Source organism: Mycolicibacterium pallens (assembly GCF_019456675.1).
In the GTDB taxonomy this organism is placed as follows: Bacteria; Actinomycetota; Actinomycetes; order Mycobacteriales; family Mycobacteriaceae; genus Mycobacterium; species Mycobacterium crocinum.
In genome coordinates this window covers 5,556,727-5,577,973 of sequence record NZ_CP080333.1, presented here as the reverse complement: position 1 = coordinate 5,577,973, position 21,247 = coordinate 5,556,727, and the positions used below count along the sequence as shown (strand labels likewise).

Genomic DNA, 21,247 nt, shown 5'->3' with positions numbered 1-21,247 from the left:
CACGCTAGACGTGATGGGATTGTCAGAGGTTGACCTGTGAGAACGGCTGTCGTCTATCGCCGGCTCGCCAGAGACGTGAAGGACGACTTCGAGAAGGACAACTACAACCGCCTGACGAGGCGCAATTTGAAATGTGCGTCTTCTCTGATGGCCGTGTCGCGCAGCGCTGGATGGTAGGCGCTGGGTCTTGGGTCTGGTGGGATGACCTAGACCATCGGTATAAGGTTCACATCTACGCGCACCCTGATTACGGAAAATGGTTATCTGGTCCGACGGCGCGGTCGAGGAGCTATGACAGGCTCGTGCACTTAAACCGAATTGTCAATCTGTGTCGGTGATGATCACCGAAACGGCCTGTGCGGTTCCTTTTTTCGCGAATATTGACTTATCTCCAAATCATCCGCTTCGATGTGACACTAAGGAGATTGTGCGCCGTGCGGTGTCGGGCGATATCTTTTCTATCGACTACCACAACGCTTGGTCATCGCGAGCTTTGGCAGAGCGTTTAGCGCAACATCGCCAGCTGGACTAGTGTGGCCGAGGTGTCTGAGAAGAAGCCATCATTTTTCCTTCTCTCCCAGCGATTTTGATCTCGACCTCTATGTCTTCAGAGCGCGAGAAGGTTCCAAGCTTTCAAGGAATGGGATGGATGCCAGAAGTGCTCAACCCACTGGCCTGCACGAACGGAAGGCGCGACGAGAAGCAAAATCGTTGTGATTATTCAGTGCCCCACTGTGTAATACATTCCGCACTCAAGGTATGCAGACCCCTCAGGCCCGATTGGCTCCTCCATCTCCGCTGGCATGGATCTGTGAGCGCAGGCTATTGCACACGCAAGCTGGTATCGGATGTGTTCCCGCCAGAGGCGCGAATCCCCTCCGGACGGCACTCGCACCGGGGTGCGATCGCACCAGTCAACGCCACGCGACAACTGTCGAGCTGACGCCGGCAAGCTCACACAGCTCCAGAGCGTCCTTCAACAGCAATATCGGGGTCGGGGCGGTCGCCGGCCAGCACACCATCGAGGTGGACGATGCACGCGGCAGCCAGTGACCCTGCTGCACGGAGAAAGGGCAACACGCGTTTAAAAGAATCACTCTCTGCATAGCAGAGTTCTTCATCCACTAGAATGCGGTTGGGTGACGCAGGACCCTGAGTCGGAGGCCAGGCCTTCCGCGCTGGTGTTCGACGGAGCGACAGATTCTGTCGGCGAACTGCGGTTACCGCAGCGAGAAAGTGAGATGTTACCAATGGCGGATGGGCCGAAGATGGCAGGATCGTACTTCAGCCGACGCGAGACCGTATGCACCGAACAGTTGAGCGCGGCCGAGCACCTCGCTTCGGAAATTTTCACACCGCACCGTCTCCGCTACTCCCGTCGCGGCCAGCGTTTGAATGCGCGGCTCAGCGCCGCACGAATCGGTGCTGTGACCGTTGGCTACCTTCGGTACGGTGCAGATGTCGAGCTCGTCAATTCGACTGCGCTCGATGATTACCACATCAACGTTCCCCTCACCAGCTACGCCGATTCGTGGTGCGGCTCAGCCACGGCCCAAGCGACGCCCACGCAGGCGGCGGTTTTCCTCCCAGGCCGTCCTGCCGGCATCAAGTGGGCCGCCGATTGTGGTCAGCTGTGCGTGAAGTTCAGCCGCACGGATCTGGAATACGAACTCGAGGGCTTGCTTGGACGACCTGCGGTTAGGCCGCTGAATATCACGCATAGCATGGACCTGACGGCGGACAGCAGTCGTGCGTGGCTTGCGCTGCTATCGGTCTTGTATCGGGAGGTCTCTCGCCCTGAGAGCATCGTGCAACATCCGATGACCGGGCGACATTTCGAACAGTTGGTCATGCATGGGTTTCTACACGCCCAACCTCACTATCAGGCCATGGCGCTCGCCGCCGACCAACACGCAGCGCCGCCGCCCAAAGTACTCAGGACAGCTCTCGACCTAATCGAGGAGCATCCCGAACGGAGTTGGACGACAACCGATCTTGCTCGCGAGGTTGGTATCAGTGCCCGCGCTCTTCAAGAGAGCTTCAAGCGGCACGTCGGGCTTCCTCCGCTCACGTATCTGCGCGAAGTCCGGCTGATCCGTGCGCACGCAGAACTGGCGGCGTCGTCTGAGAGTGCCGTGACTGTTGCCCGCGTAGCGATGAAGTGGGGCTTTGGTCATCTGGGCCGCTTCAGCGCGGAGTATCGGCGCAAGTTCGGCGTCACTCCCCAACACACCTTGCGCGCTACCTGAACATCGCCTTCGAACCGCGTCATTGCTAGGCCAGGAATCGGTCGACGGTCTTGATGATCTGGTAGGCGACCCGCAGCGTCGGTGTATCCATGCCCAGTTCTTGAGCGGCGGCGAGATAAGGCGCCAGCATGAAGTCGACCTCGGTCTTACGTCGTCGCAGAACATCCTCGTACATCGAGGGGTGTCCCGAGTTTCCCTTCTCGCGCATTGCTCTGCCTTGCCCGATGACAAACTCGATCGCGTCGGCCGTCGGAAGGGCATCGAGTTCCTTCAGGCGGGAGAGAGGCGCAAAGAAGTTCATCGGCTCGTAGCCCTTCGCCCGGTAGACCCCAAGAAGGTCCTTTGCCAGCGCGACGAAGTACATCGCTCCCTCGCGCACCTCCATGCCCTCGAAGACCGAGGCGTCAGGGATTGCGCCCAGTGCCGTGACCGACCACGCGGCCGCCAGCGCGATCTGGGCGAGCTTTTCCCACTCGACCTGCTCGATGTTGCCTACCGCCTTTGCAGGAAGGCCGGCGTTGGTGAAGGCAGCCGTCAAGTCGTCGACGCGCGCACTAGATGTCCCGTCAAGTTCGCCGAAGTAAGCGGTCACCTCAGCTGTAAGGTGATTTCTCGCGAGCCCCGGTTCGAGCAAGGTGCCGCCCTCGATGGTGGAGGCTCCGATCACCCTGTCGGGCCCAAGCCACCCGGCGAGCGTCGCATCCTTTTCGACGGTGTTCTGCACCGACAACGCGCTGCTCACGCAATCACGCAACCCGTCGGCCTCCGCCAGGGCCTGCGCGGTATCTTTGCCCTTCACCGCCAACACCAGGTAATCGAAATGCCCCGTGGCTTTGGCTGTCTGGTCGACCGCGGTCAAGTTATCAGTAATCACCAGGTCGCCCCGACGGCCCGTGATTCGGAGACCGTAGCGCGTGATGGCCTCGGTGTGCGCGGGCCTGCCGACCAGGGTGACATCGACGCCAATGTTCGCCAAATATCCGCCCAAGACAGATCCGAGCCCACCAGCGCCCAGGATCAGGACGCGCATCAGATGGCCTCGGCGGCCGTCAGTTTCTCCTGCAGGACTTCCCGCTCCGGAGCAGACAGCCGGGCTTTGACGGGCGGTCGCACCGGGCCGGCACGCAGCCCCAACAGTTCGAACCACGCCTTCAGATAGGGCATGGCCGCGACGTAGGAACCCGTTGCCGCGATGCGGCCGATGAGCACCTCTTCGTACACCTGGCGAATTGCGTCCACCTTCGCCGACACAGGTAGCGCCCCCGCGAGTTCACCAGCAAACGCAAGGTCGGTGTATTGGTGCAGTTCCTGCCGCCGTTTCCCGTAGAGGATCAGGGAGAGCTCCCCGTAAAGCACCCGACCCCCGAAGAGCGCAGCATCATGAGCCCAATAGCGCTCATTCGGCTCGCTGATCACAAGATGGTCCCCGAAGCGGTGGCGTAAGGCGATGCTGTCGGTCCAACTCAAAGTGCCATTCTTGATCCCGACGACGTTGGCGTGCTCGGCGATCCGAGCGACGGCGTCGTGGCTATACACGAAACCGGATACCGGCGTCCGGTAGAGCACAAGCGCCAGCCCGGTGGCGGGCGCCACGAAGTCGAAGTAGTCGACCACGTCGTCGTCGGTCTTGAGCTGCACCGATGGGTTCATGATCTCAGCGCCGGTGAAGCCCAGGGACTCCACGAACCGCATTTTTTCGATCGCCTGGTAGGCCGAATGGTCGAGAATGATTGTGAACAAGGGCAGGCGGCCGGCGGTGGCACCGGCGACCACCTCGTGGTAACGCTGCCATTCGGCCAGCGTCATGTTCCATCCCTCGGCGAAAAACCCGCCGACGACAAGGCCGGTGCACCCCATCTCCACAAACGCGTCGATATTCTGCCGCAGACCCTCTTCGTCCAGCTCGAACTCGTCGGTAAGGGGCGTGACAGGACACATATAGAAGCCTCGAAGGTTCTCGGCGGCCCACGCCCTGGCGTCGGATCCCAGCGGTGTCGTGGCGGTCATGTTCTTTGCAATTCCTTCAGCGATAGTTCGGCTGTTGAGGGTTTGAGGGTGGGCGGAATCGCCTCCCTCGCTGGATATTCGAAGCTGCGGAGTGCGCCAGCTTCCTGCAAATCATTGGCGGGGAGACTCGTTGGTGTCTATCCGGTAAGCGCTGCGCGGACTCCGGTTCGCGCCTAACGTGTGGCACTTCGACCTAGGTTGCGGCCGCCGCCAAAGCTTGCCCGTTCGAGAGATTCTGTCCCACAGAGCGACGGCTACGACGGCGCCTGACGGGTCATAGCAGTCGCCCAATGCCGCGCGCGGCGACCTGCAGGGCGCCGAGAAGCCGCTGACGATCGCGCTTCAGCGTCGGTACCACCACGGCGATCGCGGCGACTACGGCGTCGTCGGTCTGGCGGATGACCGGCACCGCCAGCGAACATGCACCCAGCGACATCTCCTCGCTCGTGGTGGCCACTCCTTCACGATGGATGCGCTGCATCTGCGAAGACAGCACGGTCGGCGACACGATGGTGTACGGCGTGATGCGAGTCAAGGTGGCGAACACTCGGTCTTTAACGTCCTCCGGCGCGTGGGCCAGCAGCACCTTGCCAACGCCGGTGCAGTGCATCGGCAGCCTGCTGCCGACGGCGCTGACAATCGGGACGGATGTCCGGCCCATCATCCGTTCCAGGTACAGCACCTCGTCGCCATCGCGCACGGCCAGGTGCACGGTGGCAAGGGTCGCCGCGTATACGTCATGCAAGAACGGTTCAGCCACCTGGCGCAATTGGCCTTCCACCGGCGCCAGCAATCCCGCGTTCCAGATCAGCCTGCCCACCACGTACTGACCGTCGGCGCGGCGCTGCAATGCCGAGCCGGCGACCAACTCGGCCGCAAGGCGGTGTGTGGTGGCAATCGGCAGTCCGGCCCGGCGGGCCAACTCGGACAGCGTCAGGTTCTTATGCCGCTCGTCGAAGGCGCCGAGAATGTTCAGCAAACGCGAGGTGACAGTGGTTCCCGGCGTCGAAGTGTTCCCTGCCAATTGTGGATGGCCTTTCCGCTCAGTGAAATTCTACCGTTCGCTAATCTCAACGTCGTCGGTACCGTAGGCGCCGTGACAACGTCGATCGACAGCAATCCCGACGGCGCCGTAGCGAGCCAGTCGGAGATCAGCGCGGAGATCGGTGCGATCGAGTCCGCCTACCAGCGTGCAGGGGTCGAGGAGACGCAGCCGCGCCTGAGTTATCCGCCTTACCGGAGCAGCCTGCTACGGCATCCGACAAAGGACCTTCACCACGCCGACCCGGAAGGGGTCGAGCTATGGACGCCGTGCTTCTCCGAACGCGACGTTCACCCGCTGGAGGCCGACCTCACCGTCCAGCACTCGGGTGAACCCATCGGCGAACGACTGGTGGTGACCGGCAGGGTCGTCGACGGCGCAGGGCGGCCGGTGCGGCGCCAGCTCGTCGAGATTTGGCAGGCCAACGCCGGCGGACGTTACATCCACAAGAGGGATCAGCACCCGTCCCCAATCGACCCCAACTTCACCGGCGCCGGCCGCTGTCTGACCGACGAGGACGGCATCTACCGGTTCACCACGATCAAGCCGGGGCCGTATCCGTGGAAGAACCACCGCAACGCGTGGCGGCCCGCACACATCCACTTCTCGCTCTTCGGCACGGAATTCACGCAGCGAATGGTCACCCAGATGTACTTCCCGGGTGACCCGCTCCTCTGCCTTGATCCGATCTTCCAGGCGATCCCGGATCAGAAGGCGCGCAGCCGGCTGGTGGCCAGCTACGATCACGAACTCAGCACCCACGAATGGGCTACCGGCTACCGATGGGACGTCGTCCTGACCGGGTCGGCGCGCACCCCAATCGAGAACCTCGGCCGCGGAGCCCACCGCTGATGTCCACGCTGCTGCCGGCCACCCCTGGCCAAACCGTCGGACCGTTCTTCGGCTATGCACTGCCCTTCGACAGGTGTAACGAGTTGGTGCCGCCCGGTTCGCCGAACGCTGTTCAGTTGCACGGCGTCGTCGCAGACGCCGACGGCCGAGGGGTACCCGACGCGCTGCTGGAGATCTGGCAGGCCGACGCCGACGGCAGCATCCCGAACGCCAGCGGCTCCCTGCACCGAGACGGCTGGACCTTCACCGGGTGGGGTCGTGCCACTACCGATGAAGCGGGGCGGTACACCTTTACCACCGTCATCCCCGGCGTCAGCGAACCCGCTGCCGCGCCGTTCATCTCGATCACCGTGTTCGCCAGGGGACTGCTGAACCGGTTGTTCACCCGCGCCTACATTCCCGGCAAGCAATTGGAGAACGATTCGCTGCTGAACACGCTTACGCCCGAGCGTCGTGACACGCTCATCGCCACCCGCGACCAAACCGGTCTACGCTTCGACATCCAACTGCAGGACACCCCGGACAAGCCCGAGACGGTCTTCTTGCGTTACCCGGGCCACCAACGATGATCGATCTGTTCTGGCCGGGCGACGATCTCGCGGGCGACCTGATGAGCGACGGCGCATTCCTGTCCGCGATGGTCGCGGTGGAACAAGCCTGGCTGGATGGACTCGTCGACGCGGGCATCGCGCCCCGGCAGGCGCGCGCGGACCTGACCATCCTGCTCGCCGACGGTGACGCCGCGACGATCGCCCGGCGTGCTGGCACGGACGGCAATCCCGTCTCCGCCCTGGTGCTGATGTTGCGGGAACGCTCGGCGGAACCAACGGCCCGCTGGCTGCACCGCGGGCTGACCAGTCAGGACGTCGTCGACACCGCACTGATGCTCTGCACGCGTGACGTCTTGATCCGCATCGGCGACGAGTTCGCCATCCAGGTACGGGCGCTGACCGAACTGGCCGAAACTCACCGTGACACTTCGGCACTCGCCCGCACGCTGACCCAGGCCGCACTGCCGAGCACCCTCGGCGCCAAGTTCGCCCGCTGGCTGACCGGTGTACTCGACGCCGCCGAGCCCATAGCGGGGCTGATAGCGTCGTTGCCGGTGCAGGTCGGTGGCGCGGTGGGATCGCTCGCAGCCGCAACCGAATTGGCCGGATCCGTCGAGGGTGCCATCGCTCTCAGTGACGGCTTGGCCGCCACGCTGCGATTGGCGCCCACCCCGCCCTGGCATACCACCCGGTGGCAGGTCACCCGGATCGGAGACGCGCTGGTGAGCTGCTGCGACGCCTGGGGCCACATCGCCACCGACGTCACGACGGGCTGTAGGCCCGAGATCGGCGAGCTGGCCGAGGGGCATGGTGGCGGCTCGTCGACGCTGCCGCACAAGAACAACCCGGTCCGCTCGGTGCTGATCCGCCGCGCCGCGCTCACCGCCGGACCCCTTGGCAGCATCCTGCACACCGCCGCAGGCGCGACCGTCGACGAACGCTCCGACGGCGCCTGGCACACAGAATGGGCAACCCTGCGGACACTGGCCCGCCACACCGTCGTCGCCGCCGCGCACACATCCGACCTCCTGTCCGGCCTCCGTGTCGACCCGCCGCGCGCCGCGGCCAATCTGGCCGCCGCCGAAAGCCTGCTTTCCGAACAGCGCTCGATGACCGAGCTGACAGGTCGTGCAGCGTTACCCGGCTACACCGGCGCCGCGGATCGGCTGATCGACTCGACACTCGGCCGGGCTTGCCGCTTCGTCAAGGACGCGCCATGAGCAATCCGCCTCTCACCGCCATCCACCTCGGCGGACCCGACGACGGGCCGCTACTTTTGCTGGGCCCGTCGCTAGGGACAACGACGGCCACCCTGTGGACAGGCGTGGCGCAACGACTGGTCGATCATGTGCGCGTAGTCGGATGGGACCTTCCCGGTCACGGCCGCGGCCGTCGGGCCCACCCGTTCACCATCGCCGACCTCGCAGCAGCGGTGTTGGTGATCGCGGACGACCTTAACGTGGAGACATTCCACTACGCCGGTGATTCGGTGGGTGGTTGCGTCGGTCTGCAGCTGCTGCTCGATGCTCCGCAACGGGTCAGTTCGGCGACCCTGCTGTGCACCGGCGCCGCCATCGGCACCCCGGACGGCTGGCTCGCACGTGCCGCTACCGTCCGCGCCGGCGGTGTCGACACGATGCTGACCGGCGCGGCCGAGCGCTGGTTCGCGCCGGGCTTTGTCGACCGCGAGCCGGGGACCGCCTCGGCGCTGCTGGATGCCCTGAGTCACACCGATGCGGAGTCCTATGCGCAGGTATGCGAAGCGTTAGCAGTGTTCGATGTAACCAATCAGTTGTCCGAAATCGTCACTCCGGTCCTGGCCGTTGCGGGTAGCGTCGACGTCCCCACGCCGCCGGAATCGTTGCGGCGCATCGCCTCCGACGTAAAAGACGGGGACCTGGTGGTGCTCGAAGGCGTCGGACACCTGGCCCCCGCCGAAGCGCCGCAGCGCGTGGCCGGCCTCATCGCAGAGATCGTCGGTGTTCCGCAGCCCCCGAGCAAGACCCTCGAAGACGTGCACCGTGCAGGAATGGCGGTACGGCGGGAGGTGCTGGGCCATGCGCACGTCGACCGGGCAGTGGCCGGTACCACCGACCTGACCGCCGACTTCCAGCACATGATCACCCAGTACGCCTGGGGCACCATCTGGACCCGCCCCGGTCTTGACCTTCGCAGCCGCTCGATGATCACGCTGACCGCGTTGGTCGCGCGCGGTCACCACGAGGAACTGGCGATGCACCTGCGGGCGGCCCGCCGTAACGGTCTGAGCAACGACGAAATCAAGGAGCTACTAATGCAAACCGCCATCTACTGCGGTGTCCCCGACGCCAACTCCGCCTTCCGCATCGCCGCCGAGGTCCTGCCCGAGTTCGACGAGCACCCAGGTGCGCCGTCATGAGTCGCACCCTTGTCTGCCACCGTGCCGAGGAAGCCGTCGCTGGAATCAACGACGGCGCAACGATTCTCGTCGGTGGATTCGGAATGGCGGGCATGCCCACCACGCTCATCAATGCGTTGATCGAACAGGGTGCCGCCGACCTCACCATCGTCAGCAACAACGCAGGCAACGGCGACACCGGCCTGGCCGCACTGCTGGCAGCGGGTCGGGTCGCCAAGGTCATCTGCTCCTTCCCGCGACAGGCCGATTCGTACGTGTTCGACGCGCTCTACCGGGCGGGCAAGGTCGACCTCGAGGTGGTCCCTCAGGGCAACCTGGCCGAACGGATCAGGGCGGCGGGGGCCGGCATCGGCGCATTCTTCTGCCCGACGGGGGTTGGCACGCCACTGGTCGAGGGCAAGGAGACCCGCACCATCGACGGCCGCGACTACGTGCTGGAGTACCCGATCTTCGGAGATGTGGCGCTCATCAGGGCGCACGTAGCGGACCAGGTCGGAAACCTGTTGTACCGCAAGACCGCGCGAAACTTCGGCCCGGTGATGGCGACCGCGGCATCGCTTACTGTCGTCGAGGTCTCCCGCGTCGTCGACACCGGGCAGATCGACCCCGAGACGGTCGTCACGCCCGGCATCTACGTCGACCGCGTCCTCGACCTGTCCGCAATTCCCGAGACGTCCACGGAGGCAGCCTCGTGACGAGAACAGTCGACGCATCGACCCGCGCCTGTGTCGAGCACCTCGACCGGGGCCCGCTCGACCGTCGGGAGATCGCCGCGATGATCGCCCGCGACATCCCCGCGGGTTCGTACGTCAACCTCGGCATCGGGCAGCCCACCATGGTCGCTGACTTCCTGGACCCCGCCGCGGGGGTCGTGTTGCACACCGAGAACGGGATGCTCGGGATGGGTGGGGAGGCGATCGGCGACGCAATCGATCCGGATCTGACGAACGCCGGCAAGATCCCGGTTACCGAAACCCCTGGGGCATCCTACTTCCACCACGCCGACTCCTTCGCCATGATGCGCGGCGGTCATCTCGATGTCTGTGTCCTCGGCGCGTTTCAGGTCAGCGAGCGCGGGGATCTCGCCAACTGGCACACCGGGGCGCCTGACGCCATACCCGCCGTCGGCGGCGCGATGGATCTTGCTATCGGCGCGAAGAGCGTATTGGTCATGATGACCCTGTTCGCAAAGGACGGAACCGCCAAACTGGTTCCTTCGTGCAGCTATCCACTGACCGGACTTCGATGCGTCAATCGGGTGTACACCGACTATGCCGTGTTTGACATCGACCACACCGGTGGCGGCCAGCTGCGGGTCTTGCACACGTTCGGGCTCAGCATTGCCGCGCTCGAGGAGCGGATGCGCATGGCACTCTCGTGTGATGGACGCGTCGCTGATCTTCGTCAATGCTGACCTTGGCGGCGCTATCGGCATCGCAGGCGGCCTCGGTGATCACCGACGGGCAGATCTTTAGAGCATGCAGCGAATCCTCTTGCACGTCTACAAGTTTCATGACGCAACGGCAAGCTCCAGGACCAAGGTCAGCATGATCGTCGTCGCAAATCCCCGCAAAATCGGTGCCCAGGCCGGACCGCTGGTTTCCCACGCTCAGCCTGAAAGAGTGTGCCGGAACATCGCCAGCACCGAGGGAACGAAATTCAGCGGAGGGGAAGCGAGTCAACCCGATGAATTACCCGGCTACTTCGCCGCTTCGACGATTGTTGCCACCCTCGAACCGGCATCCGCCGTTGTTCAGGACATGCAGGACGACATCGTCGGTTCGGTGCTCACGTTGAAGGAATTTGACGATGAGGTTCAGGCGATCAGCCTGGCTAATGCAACTCCGTATGGTCTTGCAGTCGCGGTGTGGACCCGTCTAAACGACGCCGCGATTGGCTTGAGCCGTGAGACTACAGCCGGCTTTATATGGTTCAACGCCTCTCGTAAGAACAGTCGCGAGATGTCCTGTAGCGGCGTCGATAATCCGGGCTGCACCATAGCCGGGGCAGCGAAGGAGACGAGGATTTTTGGTTCGTACGACCCTTATCCCGAATGGCAATCATGGCGCATTCATCGAAGTGCCGCGGTGAGCTCATTTTTCGCTGGGCCGCCGGCCGCTACCGGTTGGATCCCGTCCATTTTCGATCAGTGTGACGAGGCTGCAGGCGGCATCTTGGCAGACTACGGCATAGGGGATGTTTCTTGTGTGTAACTCGACCCACGAAAAGCGGCCCCGCGGTGATCAACTCGACGCCCGGCGACCGAACCCGGGCGCAATGAAGATGGTCAGAGAGCCATCAGGCCGCCGCCGCCTCCGGCACCCTTTGACGCTCACGGTAGGTATCGTTGCGGTGCTTGGCGTGCAAGCACTACTGATAACGCCCGCCGCGCATGGCGATAACAAGCGCCTCAATGACGGCGTAGTAGCGAACGTATACACCATTCAACGCCAAGCGGGCTGCGTGAGCGACATCAAAATTAGTCCGAGTCTCCAGCTCGCTGCGCAGTGGCACGCACGCGATGCGCTGACCAACCGCAACGTCAACGGCGATGTCGGATCGGATGGTTCTACGCCACAGCAGCGGGCGGAGGCCGCGGGATTTAGCGGCGCGGTGTCAGAGACCGTGGCCATCAATCCCGCGCTCGCGTTCAGCGGTATCGAGTTGATTAACCAGTGGTATCACGATCCGGTCGATCTCGCAGTCATGTCCGACTGCTCGAACACCCGGATCGGGGTTTGGTCAGAGAATTCCGTCGACCGCACCGTTGTCGTGGCGGTGTACGGCAAGCCCCAATGAGTCAAAGCGGAGGAATGGTGACGGGTGCGTTCCCTGCATTGACCCCTACACGCCTCTGTGGTCATCGCAACGAATCTATCGGCCCGGCGAAATAATCAATGATGACCAAACTCAGAGTCCCGTTGAACCCTTGTCCACCAAGGGTCATCGTTCATGGCAGGCCGATAACTCTGCTGACTAAACGAAGAAATACCCGAAGGAGGCCGTTGAATGACTCTATCCCGTGACGAGTTAGACGAATTCGCCAAGAGTATGGCGCGAGCAGGAGGTCGCGACAGCCAGCACGTGGGGGAGGAGCACCTCGTCGTTAGCTCCGCCGAGGCACACTGGATCCAAACTGCAAGCCCATCGCAAATTGGGTTGCTCCTGCGAATACCCGCTCGCTCTATTGAGATTTTTCTGCAGAAGATTCCCGCGGGGGAGGCTAGCGACCTTCATCGACACGTACATGAGTCGATCCACTTCGTGCAACATGGCTCGGGCTGGTCGGAAATTGGCGATCAACGCGTGCGGTGGAGCGCCGGCAGCTTCGTGTATACGCCGCCGTGGATCTGGCATCGCCACTATGCCGACGACGGGCGCGACGTGGAGATGATCGTCATCGAAAACTCTCGCCTCCTAGCGGCGGTGGACGCCAGCCAGAGGGAGAGCATGGGCAACGCCAGCTTCGCCGACGCGTTCGGCGCGAACACGGAATAGGCTCTTCGCTCATGAAGCGCGTGTTCGTGGCACTTGCGGCGGCTACCGCCGTCCTCGGCGTCATCGCCCCGCCGGCCGGCGCCGACACCGTGGCCTATCTCGTCAACGTTCATGTCCGGCCGGGCTACAACTTCCCGAACGCCGAGGCCGCGATCGGCTACGGCAGAACGATCTGCGACCGGGTCGCCGCGAGGATGAGCTATGCGCAACTCGTCGACCAGGTGAAGGCCGACTTCCGGACCGCGGACTCCTACCAGGGCGCCTACCTCATCAACCAAGCGGTCAACGAACTGTGCCCGGCGCAGATCTGGCAGCTGCGGCAGTCGGCCGCCGGATACACCTACTCAGCCAGCATCACTGGGTAGGGTTCTAATTCCTCTGCCACATGGCTGCGCCGCAGATGGGCGGAGCCATGCTTGTTCTTCGCGCGATTGACGAGCATCGTCCGCCGTAACCAACACTGCTTGTCGGAATAAGGACCGAGAGACGCGGACTGTAAGTCCGTTCGCGGACGAAGGTTCGCTGGCCGGCGATGGCTGTTGATGCCATCAACACGCTTGGCTAAATGCGCACGGCACGCCGCGTCGTTTCGCGTTGTCTCAAGTCGTCGAACCCATTGTTTTCGCAGGTCAGCCTTGATTGCACACCGGTTTCGATTCCCGGCAGCCCCTGCTCAACTAGTCATGAGGGGTCACGCGCCGAACGAAAGCCGCGTTGCCATTTCGCCCCGCTCGAGCCGACGGCGAGATGTCGGGGTCAGGCCCGTGACTGCTGGTCCGTCTCTTACCAACTCCTGCAAGGACGTTGCCTTATTGCGGTGTCGCTGGATTAGATTCTCAACATCTTCATGTGTCATCCGCCAATGTCGACCAATGCGGTATCCGGAAATCTCGCCGCGCAACAGTCGTCGGGCCAGCCACCGCTCACCGCGCGCCATATCAGGCAGCACCATCGCCGCGACTTCGGCCAGTGAGTACGTCTTGATTTCCGACTCCGCATCCACGCCGTCATCCTCCGTCAGCAGGCGCTGCTGGGCCCATGAAACGCATGATTGACACGTTCCCCCGGGACCGGGCAATTGTCCGCAGATCGTCCGCAGCGCAAGTGACGCTGCCTTGTCATCATCAACGCAACCCTGCCCTTTCTTTTGCAGCCAACGCAGCTCGTCGTTACCAACGCCGCGGGTTGCGTCCAGCAGAGTGGTGTACGAGTCGGACCTGATCAGCGGTACCGGCGTGTCGTAGCCGAGTGATTGAAGGTCATCGCGTGATTCTTCGAGAGACCGTCCAAAGTCACTCGAGCAAAGAAGGAATCGACGCGATGACCGCTGCCCACAATATCGACCTGCCGGCCGTGCTGGCCGAACGACTCACCACTGCTCATCCCGACGTGCTGCGTGAACTGCTGGCCACGTTCATCCACACCCTGATGGGCGCGGAAGCCGACGCCCTGTGCGGCGCCGGTTACGGCGAGCGCAGCACCGAACGGACCAACTCCCGCAACGGCTACCGGCACCGCCAGTTCGACACCCGTGCAGGGTCTTTGGACCTTGCGATCCCCAAGCTGCGGCAGGGCTCCTACTTTCCGGACTGGCTGCTGGAACGCCGCAAACGAGCCGAGCGGGCCCTGACAACGGTGGTGGCGACCTGCTACCTGCTCGGTGTCTCCACTCGGCGAATGGACAAACTGGTCGAGACCCTGGGCATTACCAGCCTGTCGAAGTCGCAGGTCTCGGTGATGGCTAAGGAACTCGACACCGCGGTGGAGGCATTCCGGAGCCGACCGCTGGATGCCGGTCCGCACATTCGTCGCTGCTGACGCCCTGGTGCTGAAGGTCCGCGAGGGCGGCAGGGTGGTCAACGTGCACGCCCTGATCGCGGTCGGGGTCAACTCCGAGGGCTACCGCGAGATCCTGGGTATCGACGTGTCCACCGCCGAGGACGGTGCCGGGTGGCTGACGTTCTGGCGGTCGTTGACCGCCCGGGGTCTGTCCGGGGTCAAGCTGGTCACCAGTGACGCGCACGCCGGTCTGGTGGCCGCGATCGGTGCCACGCTGCCCGGCGCGGCCTGGCAGCGCTGCAGAACGCACTACACGACCAATCTGATGGCCATCACCCCGAAGTCGTCGTGGCCGTGGGTGCGCACCCTGCTGCACTCGGTGTTCGATCAACCCGACGCGGAATCAGTTGCAGCGCAATATGACCGGATCATTGACGCGCTGGCCGACAAGCTGCCCAAGGTGGCCGACCACCTGGAAGCGGCCCGGTCTGACCTGCTGGCGTTCACCGCGTTCCCTAAGCAGATCTGGCGCCAGATCTGGTCGAATAACCCCCAGGAACGGCTCAACAAGGAGATCCGTCGGCGAACCGATGTCGTGGGCATTTTTCCCGACCGCGACGCCCTGATCCGCCTCGTCGGGGCAGTACTGGCCGAACAGCACGACGAATGGGCTGAGTCCCGGCGTTACCTCGGCCTTGACGTCCTGAGCAAATCACGCACCATCAACGACACCCCGACCGAACAGGAGGCCACCCCCGCGGTACTGACCGCCTGAACCATCACCACGAAGAATCACACGACGGCGTCGTACACCACGCCCCTGGACTTGACCACGCCGCGAAGAACGAACTGTAAATCCGTCGGCCGATCCACCTGGGTGAGAAATCGCTAGACGATCAAACTCAAGTGTTCCACCAGCCAGGCAGGGTGAGCGGGTCTAGAGGGCCAGCGTTGCGGTGCTCGTCTTCTTCGACGTGCTGGCTGCTGCAGCCGGCATGAAGGCTCGGGGTCGTTGATTCCTTCGCCGGAGCTGGGCGGGCAGCATCAGTAGCAACTCACGTCGCCCATCGACTCTGCCGGAGGCGCCGGATTCGGCTCGCTGGAGTAGTGCAGTGCGGGCATTCCAAGGTACCGGGTGTTGGGCGGCATTCTCGCCTCGGCCGGCGGCACGCTCATCGGGAACGCGATGATGATGTCGGTGTAGTACAGCAGGTTCGACGGGCATCCAGACGATGCGCTCGCGGGCTGCGGATTCCAGGCCCGTATGTCCACCTTGTTTGACACTCGATATCCATCTGCGCAATTCGGCTCGCAGACGTTGAAGACTGCGATGCCACTGCCGTCCGCACCCTCACGGCCCCAAGCCGTCCACGTCAGGTCTTGTAGCGACAGCCCTCCGCTCGCGCAGAAGAGTAGTTCGGCCGTCGTCGGCCGGTCCACCGGCGGGTCGTTCGAGGTAAAACAGGCTGTGAGCGCGTAGCCATTCTCCATCGGCGGCTGCGCGGACGTCGGCGGTATCGGGGCGACTGAAGTGGGCTTCGCCATCGATGGCGAGACCGGACCCACAGGAACTTGTGTCGGACTCATTCCCGGTGTTGGCGAGGCAGTGAGGGTCGACGGATCGTTGTCGGAACCATTGCCGGACGACCAAGGGCGCCACAGCAAGAGGGTGCCTGCCAGCAGAACAACCGCTGCGGCCGCGATCGTGGGTGTCGGCTGCCAGGTGAATGGGACCACTTCAGAGCTGGTTTTGCCATGAGCATGGGACCACCTGTTTGCCATTGATGGGACCACCTGGCTGGCTGAAGTACCCCAGGCTTTGTTCCGATCTTTATAGGAGGATCAGGAACATGCCCCGTCAGTATTCGCCGGAGTTTCGTGATCGTGCGTTGCGGTTGTTGGACACCACGATGGAAGCCTCGGATATTTCTGAGTTCGAGGCCATCAAATCGGTGGCCGGCAAACTCGGCATTTCGGAGGAATCGGTGCGTCGGTGGCGACGCAAGGTTCAGGTCGACGCTGGTGAGCGTCCCGGCACCTCGAGCGCCGAGCACGCCGAGATCCGCAAGCTTAAACGCGAGGTAGCCGAATTACGCAGGGCCAATGAGATATTGAAGTCCGCTTCTGCGTTTTTCGCAGCGGAGCTCGACCGCCCCGCAGCGAAATGATCGCCTTCATCGATGCACATCGCGATCAGTTCGGGGTCGAGCTCATCTGCCGTATCTTGCGGGCAGCAATTCCGGAGTTCCTCACCGCGCGAGGCTACCGCGCCGCCCGGGTCCGTCCGCCCTGCGATCGTGAGATCCGCGACGAACAGCTGATCGCCGACCTACGCACAGTGCACAACGACAACTTCTCGGTCTACGGGGTCAAGAAGATGCACGCTGCCATGGTCCGGCGCGGCTGGCAGGTCGGCCGCGAACAGACACGCCGGTTGATGCGTAAGGCCGGCCTGCGTGGTGTGCAGCGGGGCAAGCCGGTGTTCACCACGGTCACCGACCCCACCGATGCACGACCTGCCGACTTGGTCAACCGTCAGTTCAAGGCCGCCGCGCCCAATCGTCTGTGGGTCGCCGACATCACCTACGTGCGCACCTGGCAGGGGTTCTGCTACACCGCGTTCGTCACCGACGTGTGCACCCGCAAAATCGTCGGATGGGCCGTCGCAACGACGATGCGGACCGAGGATCTCCCACTGCAAGCATTCAATCATGCTGTGTGGCAATCGGATTCCGATCTATCTGAGTTGATCCACCATTCCGACCGCGGATCCCAGGGCGGATTCAATCGGTTGTCGCAACACCGGCTTGTTGGAGCAACAGTAGCTGGTCGTTGAAGGCTTCCGCGGGCGTTTTCCAGCCGAGTGTCTTGCGGGGTCTGGTGTTGAGGGCGTGAGCGACCGCTTCGATGTCTTCTGCGGTCCATCGGGATAGGTCAGTGCCTTTCGGAAAGTACTGCCGTAAAAGACCATTGGTGTTCTCGTTGGTGCCGCGTTGCCATGGTGATTGGGGGTCGGCGAAGAACACCGGGATCCCTGTTTCGACTTTGAACTGGGCGTGGGCGGACATCTCCTTGCCGCGGTCCCAGGTCAGGGATCGGGTCAGCTGAGCTGGCAGAGTCGACATCGTCTCGGCCAGTGTGTTTTTCATGGTGATCGCGCCGTAGCCAGCCAGGGCTGGGCCGTTCTTGATCGTGTGCTTATGCCGGTAACCCTGCTCGCGGGGCAGGTGGACGAGCATAGTGAACCGCGTTGTGCGTTCGACGACGGTGCCGATGGCTGAGCGCTCCAGCCCGATCAATAGATCGCCTTCCCAGTGCCCAGGAACCGCGCGGTCAGCAACTTCTGCTGGGCGTTCGCTGATCAGCGTCTCCGGTGTGACGTGCGCCCAGGCCTTGCGGCGGGAACGCTCCCGTGGCGCGCGTAGAGCTCGCCCGGTGCGAAGACACCAGACCAGCTCGCGCTTGAGCGCGCCGCGGCCTTCAATGTAGAGCGACTGGTAGATCGCCTCGTGGCTGATACGCATGGACTCATCATCGGGGAAGTCGAGTTTGATCCGGTTGGCAATCTGCTCCGGGCTCCAGGCCTGCACCCATGCTCGGTCTTTGCGGTGTGGCTTGTTGTTGCCGGTCCATCGCGGTGGCTGTGGCCCGGCCACGATCGAACCATCGGGTCTGCTGATGTGGCCCGAGAGCCGTTCTTGGACATAGGCATGCAGCCTCGCGTTGGTGACCAGTTTGGCCGTCTTCGGGCGCTTGGCGCTCAGCTCGGCCTTCCACTGCGCAACCGATGCGCGGTATTCGGATGTGTATCCGCGAGTGGCAGCGTTGCGGCGCAGTTCGCGCGAGACCGTGGAGGGATCTCGGCCAATCGCCCGAGCGATCTGGCGCACTCCGGCACCTTGGACCCTCAGCAGCGCGATCTCCTCGCGCTCACGGAAAGTCAAATAGCGTCCCGACAAAGGTGTGAGATCGAACGGTGGCATACCGCCAGCGTTATGGAACCACCGCTGCCCGACCGGCGCCGACACACCGACAGCCAGGGCAGCGACCGCCGGCAACAACCCTTTCGCAATCTCGATCCAGAACAACCGCTCAGTCTCGCGCCGAATCGCCGGCGCCCCCGGAGACCTCATTGCACGACGAACAGCACGATCCGCTGCTTGCTGCCGACGAACCACCGAACACCCTCCAAATGTCAGGGTGTTGCTTCGACCGATTGAATCCGGTCAATACCTATCGCTGACCTATACCGACAGGTTGGCTCAGCTCGGGATCGCACCCTCGGTAGGTTCACGCGGCGACAGTTACGACAACGCCCTCGCCGAAGCGGTCAATGCCGCCTACAAGACCGAGTTGATTACCCGCTGCACACCGTGGCGCAACGTCAACGATGTCGAACTAGCGACCGCCGAATGGGTGGCCTGGTACAACAAGGAACGCCTGCACGAAGCCCTCGGCTATGTTCCACCAGCCGAGTACGAGGCCGCCCTCACCGGCACCTCACACCCCGCGAGCCAGCCAACCCCGGCCCTCGCACCCACCTAGGAACAAAACCTGGGGTACTTCAAGTGAGCATGGCGAACGATCTGTGGGCTCGTGTATGTGTCGCACGACAACCGCTTTCGTTGTGGGCTCGGTAGTCAGCGCGCCCGGCGCCGGGGCCGACGATTCGGTGTGCACAGCCGTCGGCCAGTACTGCGGGTTCTACTCGCCGTCGCGCAACATCAGTTGCGAGATGAACACCGGCGGCCGCGTCGGTGAGGACGGGGTGTACTGCCAGACCGACAACCCGCCCCAAACGGTGACGTTGAACAACGACGGCACGTACAAGTCCTGCACCGGCATCACCTGTCTCGGCAATGCGGCGCCCGGGATCCCCATGCTCGCCTACGGCCGGACCATGGCGCTCGGCCAATTCGCGTGCGTCTCCGAGGAGACCGGGGTCACCTGCACCACCGGCGGTCGCGGGTTCACGATCTCCCGAAGCGGCATCGGCACGGCCGGCTGACACCGGATCCGCCTCGCTGTGAATCGCGCTCGACGCCGCGCGGTTCCCAGGAACCTGGCCTACGCTGGCGCTTTACAGACATGGCGCGGTAGGACAGGGGGTTTGTGATCATGACGACGGTATCGATCGGTACTCGACGATTGCTGTATGCCGCAGTCGGATTGGCGATCGCCGCCGCCCCGGCTGTGGCCGTGTTCGCGGTCGCCGACCCGGTCTCGCGGGTGACGGCCCAATGTCAGGACACCGACACCGAAGACAGCTTCTCGATGAACTGCGCTCCGACGATCATCCCCGACACCAGCGATCAGCTCACCGAGGCGGAGGTGGCCGAGCCCGGGTTCAACGGCGGGAACCACAGCGGTGGTGGCGGCGGTCATCGCTGACCCAGGCGGACCACCTCCCGACGTCATCTGTGTGGCGAACCGGTGTAATGGGCACACGGGATAGAAATCGACGCGGAGGTCATCGATGGAGCTGATTTCACCGACCGACTCGATGTTCTTGCTGGCCGAGTCCCGAGAACATCCCATGCACGTCGGCGGCTTGCAACTGTTCGAGCCCCCGGACGACATGGGCCCGGAGTTTCTCGCCGAGATCTACAACGACCTGCTCACCTATCAGGACGTGCAGCCGACGTTCCGTAAGCACCCCGGTGCGTTGTTCGGCGGTATCGCCAATCTGACCTGGGCTTTCGACCGGGATATCGATCTCGAATACCACCTGCGGCGCTCGGCGCTACCGAAGCCGGGACGGGTCCGCGAGCTACTCGAGCTCACCTCCCGACTGCACGGCAGCCTGCTCGACCGGCACCGGCCGCTGTGGGAGACCCACCTTGTCGAAGGCCTCAACGACGGGCGAGTGGCCGTCTACACCAAAATCCACCATTCGCTGCTCGACGGCGTCTCGGCGATGAAGCTGACCAAGCGCACGCTGTCGCCGGATCCGCAGGACGAGGAGATCCGGGCGCCGTGGACCATCGGACCCCGCGCCCGCAACAAAGAAAAGAGCGGCGGCGGATCTCCGCTCGGCGGTCTGGTTCGAGCGGCCGGGTCCGTTGCGGGCTTGGCGCCCTCGGCGTTGACCATCGTGCGTGGCGCCCTCTTCGAACAGCAGCTGACCTTGCCGTTCGAAGCTCCCAAGACGATGTTCAACGTGCCGATCGGCGGGGCCCGCCGGGTGGCCGCACAGTCCTGGCCGCTCAAGCGGATCATCGCGATCAAGGAGGCCGCTGCCGGTGTGACGGTCAACGACGTCATCCTGGCGATGTGCGCCGGCGCGCTGCGCGCCTACCTGATCGAGCAGGACGCGCTGCCCGACAAGCCACTGATCGCCATGGTCCCGGTCAACCTGCGCGACGACAACGACCCCTCCAGCGGTGGCAATCAGGTCGGAGCCATCCTGTGCAGCCTGGCCACCGACCAGAGTGACCCGGCCAAACGGCTCGAGGCGATCCACGACTCGATCAGCGGCAACAAAGAGGTCTTCCTGCAACTGCCCAAGATGCAGCAGCTGGCCCTCTCGGCGTTCAACATGGCGCCGTTGGCGCTGACCCTGCTCCCGGCGTTGGCGGCCGCGGCGGCACCGCCGTTCAACATCGTGATCTCCAACGTGCCCGGCGCGCGGGAACCGCTGTATTGGCACGGGGCACGCCTCGACGGCAACTATCCACTGTCGATCGCGCTCGACGGTCAGGCGCTCAACATCACGATGTCGAACAACGCCGACAACCTCGATTTCGGCTTGGTCGGCTGCCGGCGCAGCATCCCGCATCTACAGCGGCTGCTCACCCAGCTGGAGGACTCGCTGGCCGCACTGGAGAAGGCGGTCGGGGTCTAGCGCGGGGTCCAAGTCTCCAACGAAAGC

The 21,247-nt window shown here is 63.5% G+C and carries 23 protein-coding genes, 2 pseudogenes and 1 other annotated feature; of the genes and pseudogenes, 19 read left to right on the top strand and 6 right to left on the bottom strand.

What is annotated here, in order from left to right:
• Positions 1-334: 334 nt before the first annotated feature.
• The gene (locus K0O64_RS27310; protein ID WP_125477508.1) at positions 335-532 is read left to right on the top strand and encodes a hypothetical protein; all 198 of its coding nucleotides are present in this window, start codon (positions 335-337) and stop codon (positions 530-532) included.
• A gap of 607 nt (positions 533-1,139) precedes the next feature.
• Complete coding sequence (locus tag K0O64_RS27305) at positions 1,140-2,249, top strand: AraC family transcriptional regulator (protein ID WP_220045869.1); 1,110 nt, start codon at positions 1,140-1,142, stop codon at positions 2,247-2,249.
• Between the two features lie 25 nt (positions 2,250-2,274).
• Here the strand turns inward: K0O64_RS27305 and K0O64_RS27300 are convergent, their stop codons facing one another.
• The 3 genes from K0O64_RS27300 to K0O64_RS27290 form a co-directional block, all read right to left on the bottom strand.
• Positions 2,275-3,279 carry a ketopantoate reductase family protein gene (locus K0O64_RS27300; protein WP_220045868.1) on the bottom strand — a complete coding sequence of 335 codons (1,005 nt, stop codon included), beginning with the start codon at positions 3,277-3,279 and terminating at the stop codon, positions 2,275-2,277.
• A complete protein-coding gene (locus K0O64_RS27295; protein ID WP_069416678.1) occupies positions 3,279-4,256 on the bottom strand; it encodes a dihydrodipicolinate synthase family protein in 978 nt (325 codons plus the stop codon). Before K0O64_RS27295 ends, K0O64_RS27300 begins: the two co-directional genes overlap by 1 nt.
• 274 nt (positions 4,257-4,530) lie before the next feature.
• Entirely contained in the window at positions 4,531-5,280 is a 750-nt protein-coding gene (locus tag K0O64_RS27290) for an IclR family transcriptional regulator (RefSeq protein ID WP_220045867.1), read from the bottom strand.
• A gap of 72 nt (positions 5,281-5,352) precedes the next feature.
• On the opposite strand from K0O64_RS27290, the gene pcaH reads away from it, so the two are divergent.
• The 10 genes from pcaH to K0O64_RS27240 all read left to right on the top strand — a co-directional run bounded on the left by pcaH (position 5,353) and on the right by K0O64_RS27240 (position 12,962).
• Positions 5,353-6,150: a protocatechuate 3,4-dioxygenase subunit beta gene (pcaH, locus tag K0O64_RS27285; RefSeq protein ID WP_220045866.1), complete on the top strand. Its 798-nt coding sequence runs from the start codon at positions 5,353-5,355 to the stop codon at positions 6,148-6,150.
• Positions 6,150-6,719, top strand: coding sequence for a protocatechuate 3,4-dioxygenase subunit alpha (gene pcaG / locus K0O64_RS27280; protein ID WP_220045865.1), 570 nt, complete (start codon positions 6,150-6,152; stop codon positions 6,717-6,719). The genes pcaH and pcaG overlap by 1 nt, the downstream gene beginning before the upstream one ends.
• Entirely contained in the window at positions 6,716-7,921 is a 1,206-nt protein-coding gene (locus K0O64_RS27275) for a lyase family protein (RefSeq protein ID WP_071948761.1), read from the top strand. Before pcaG ends, K0O64_RS27275 begins: the two co-directional genes overlap by 4 nt.
• The gene (gene pcaDC / locus K0O64_RS27270; RefSeq protein ID WP_071948762.1) at positions 7,918-9,099 is read left to right on the top strand and encodes a bifunctional 3-oxoadipate enol-lactonase/4-carboxymuconolactone decarboxylase PcaDC; all 1,182 of its coding nucleotides are present in this window, start codon (positions 7,918-7,920) and stop codon (positions 9,097-9,099) included. Before K0O64_RS27275 ends, pcaDC begins: the two co-directional genes overlap by 4 nt.
• The gene (locus K0O64_RS27265; protein ID WP_071948763.1) at positions 9,096-9,794 is read left to right on the top strand and encodes a 3-oxoacid CoA-transferase subunit A; all 699 of its coding nucleotides are present in this window, start codon (positions 9,096-9,098) and stop codon (positions 9,792-9,794) included. Before pcaDC ends, K0O64_RS27265 begins: the two co-directional genes overlap by 4 nt.
• Positions 9,791-10,513, top strand: coding sequence for a 3-oxoacid CoA-transferase subunit B (locus tag K0O64_RS27260; protein WP_011559105.1), 723 nt, complete (start codon positions 9,791-9,793; stop codon positions 10,511-10,513). The genes K0O64_RS27265 and K0O64_RS27260 overlap by 4 nt, the downstream gene beginning before the upstream one ends.
• A gap of 64 nt (positions 10,514-10,577) precedes the next feature.
• Entirely contained in the window at positions 10,578-11,312 is a 735-nt protein-coding gene (locus tag K0O64_RS27255) for an aldehyde dehydrogenase family protein (protein ID WP_220045864.1), read from the top strand.
• Positions 11,305-11,898, top strand: coding sequence for a CAP domain-containing protein (locus K0O64_RS27250; protein WP_071948765.1), 594 nt, complete (start codon positions 11,305-11,307; stop codon positions 11,896-11,898). The genes K0O64_RS27255 and K0O64_RS27250 overlap by 8 nt, the downstream gene beginning before the upstream one ends.
• A gap of 210 nt (positions 11,899-12,108) precedes the next feature.
• On the top strand, positions 12,109-12,597 hold the full coding sequence (locus K0O64_RS27245) for a cupin domain-containing protein (RefSeq protein WP_041305486.1): 489 nt from the start codon (positions 12,109-12,111) through the stop codon (positions 12,595-12,597).
• An 11-nt stretch (positions 12,598-12,608) separates the two neighbouring features.
• Positions 12,609-12,962 carry a DUF732 domain-containing protein gene (locus K0O64_RS27240; RefSeq protein WP_096312478.1) on the top strand — a complete coding sequence of 118 codons (354 nt, stop codon included), beginning with the start codon at positions 12,609-12,611 and terminating at the stop codon, positions 12,960-12,962.
• Between the two features lie 326 nt (positions 12,963-13,288).
• Here K0O64_RS27240 and K0O64_RS27235 read toward each other — a convergent pair whose 3' ends face one another.
• Complete coding sequence (locus K0O64_RS27235; RefSeq protein ID WP_125477507.1) at positions 13,289-13,600, bottom strand: helix-turn-helix domain-containing protein; 312 nt, start codon at positions 13,598-13,600, stop codon at positions 13,289-13,291.
• 317 nt (positions 13,601-13,917) lie between these two features.
• On the opposite strand from K0O64_RS27235, the pseudogene K0O64_RS27230 reads away from it, so the two are divergent.
• Positions 13,918-15,151, top strand: a pseudogene (locus K0O64_RS27230) (IS256 family transposase).
• A 269-nt stretch (positions 15,152-15,420) separates the two neighbouring features.
• On the opposite strand, the gene K0O64_RS27225 reads toward K0O64_RS27230, so the two are convergent.
• Positions 15,421-15,660, bottom strand: coding sequence for a hypothetical protein (locus K0O64_RS27225; RefSeq protein WP_096312477.1), 240 nt, complete (start codon positions 15,658-15,660; stop codon positions 15,421-15,423).
• Between the two features lie 443 nt (positions 15,661-16,103).
• Here K0O64_RS27225 and K0O64_RS27220 point away from each other — a divergent pair, with 443 nt between their 5' ends.
• Together K0O64_RS27220 and K0O64_RS27215 are read left to right on the top strand one after the other, a co-directional pair.
• Positions 16,104-16,544 carry a transposase gene (locus tag K0O64_RS27220; protein ID WP_083542809.1) on the top strand — a complete coding sequence of 147 codons (441 nt, stop codon included), beginning with the start codon at positions 16,104-16,106 and terminating at the stop codon, positions 16,542-16,544.
• Positions 16,502-16,618: a sequence feature (AL1L pseudoknot), on the top strand. Its footprint overlaps the gene before it by 43 nt.
• Complete coding sequence (locus K0O64_RS27215) at positions 16,541-17,212, top strand: IS3 family transposase (RefSeq protein ID WP_071948769.1); 672 nt, start codon at positions 16,541-16,543, stop codon at positions 17,210-17,212. (Overlaps the previous feature by 78 nt.) Before K0O64_RS27220 ends, K0O64_RS27215 begins: the two co-directional genes overlap by 4 nt.
• Here the strand turns inward: K0O64_RS27215 and K0O64_RS27210 are convergent.
• Entirely contained in the window at positions 17,160-18,509 is a 1,350-nt protein-coding gene (locus tag K0O64_RS27210) for an IS30 family transposase (RefSeq protein WP_071948770.1), read from the bottom strand. The genes K0O64_RS27215 and K0O64_RS27210 overlap by 53 nt on opposite strands.
• Positions 18,510-18,603: 94 nt before the next feature.
• Here K0O64_RS27210 and K0O64_RS27205 point away from each other — a divergent pair.
• The 4 genes and pseudogenes from K0O64_RS27205 to K0O64_RS27190 form a co-directional block, all read left to right on the top strand.
• Positions 18,604-18,921 (top strand): annotated as a pseudogene (locus tag K0O64_RS27205) (integrase core domain-containing protein); the annotation flags it as partial.
• A gap of 82 nt (positions 18,922-19,003) precedes the next feature.
• Complete coding sequence (locus K0O64_RS27200; protein WP_225933552.1) at positions 19,004-19,384, top strand: hypothetical protein; 381 nt, start codon at positions 19,004-19,006, stop codon at positions 19,382-19,384.
• 110 nt (positions 19,385-19,494) lie between these two features.
• Entirely contained in the window at positions 19,495-19,767 is a 273-nt protein-coding gene (locus tag K0O64_RS27195) for a hypothetical protein (RefSeq protein ID WP_125477504.1), read from the top strand.
• Positions 19,768-19,852: 85 nt separating this feature from the next.
• Positions 19,853-21,220: a WS/DGAT/MGAT family O-acyltransferase gene (locus K0O64_RS27190; protein ID WP_071948773.1), complete on the top strand. Its 1,368-nt coding sequence runs from the start codon at positions 19,853-19,855 to the stop codon at positions 21,218-21,220.
• Positions 21,221-21,247 lie beyond the last annotated feature (27 nt).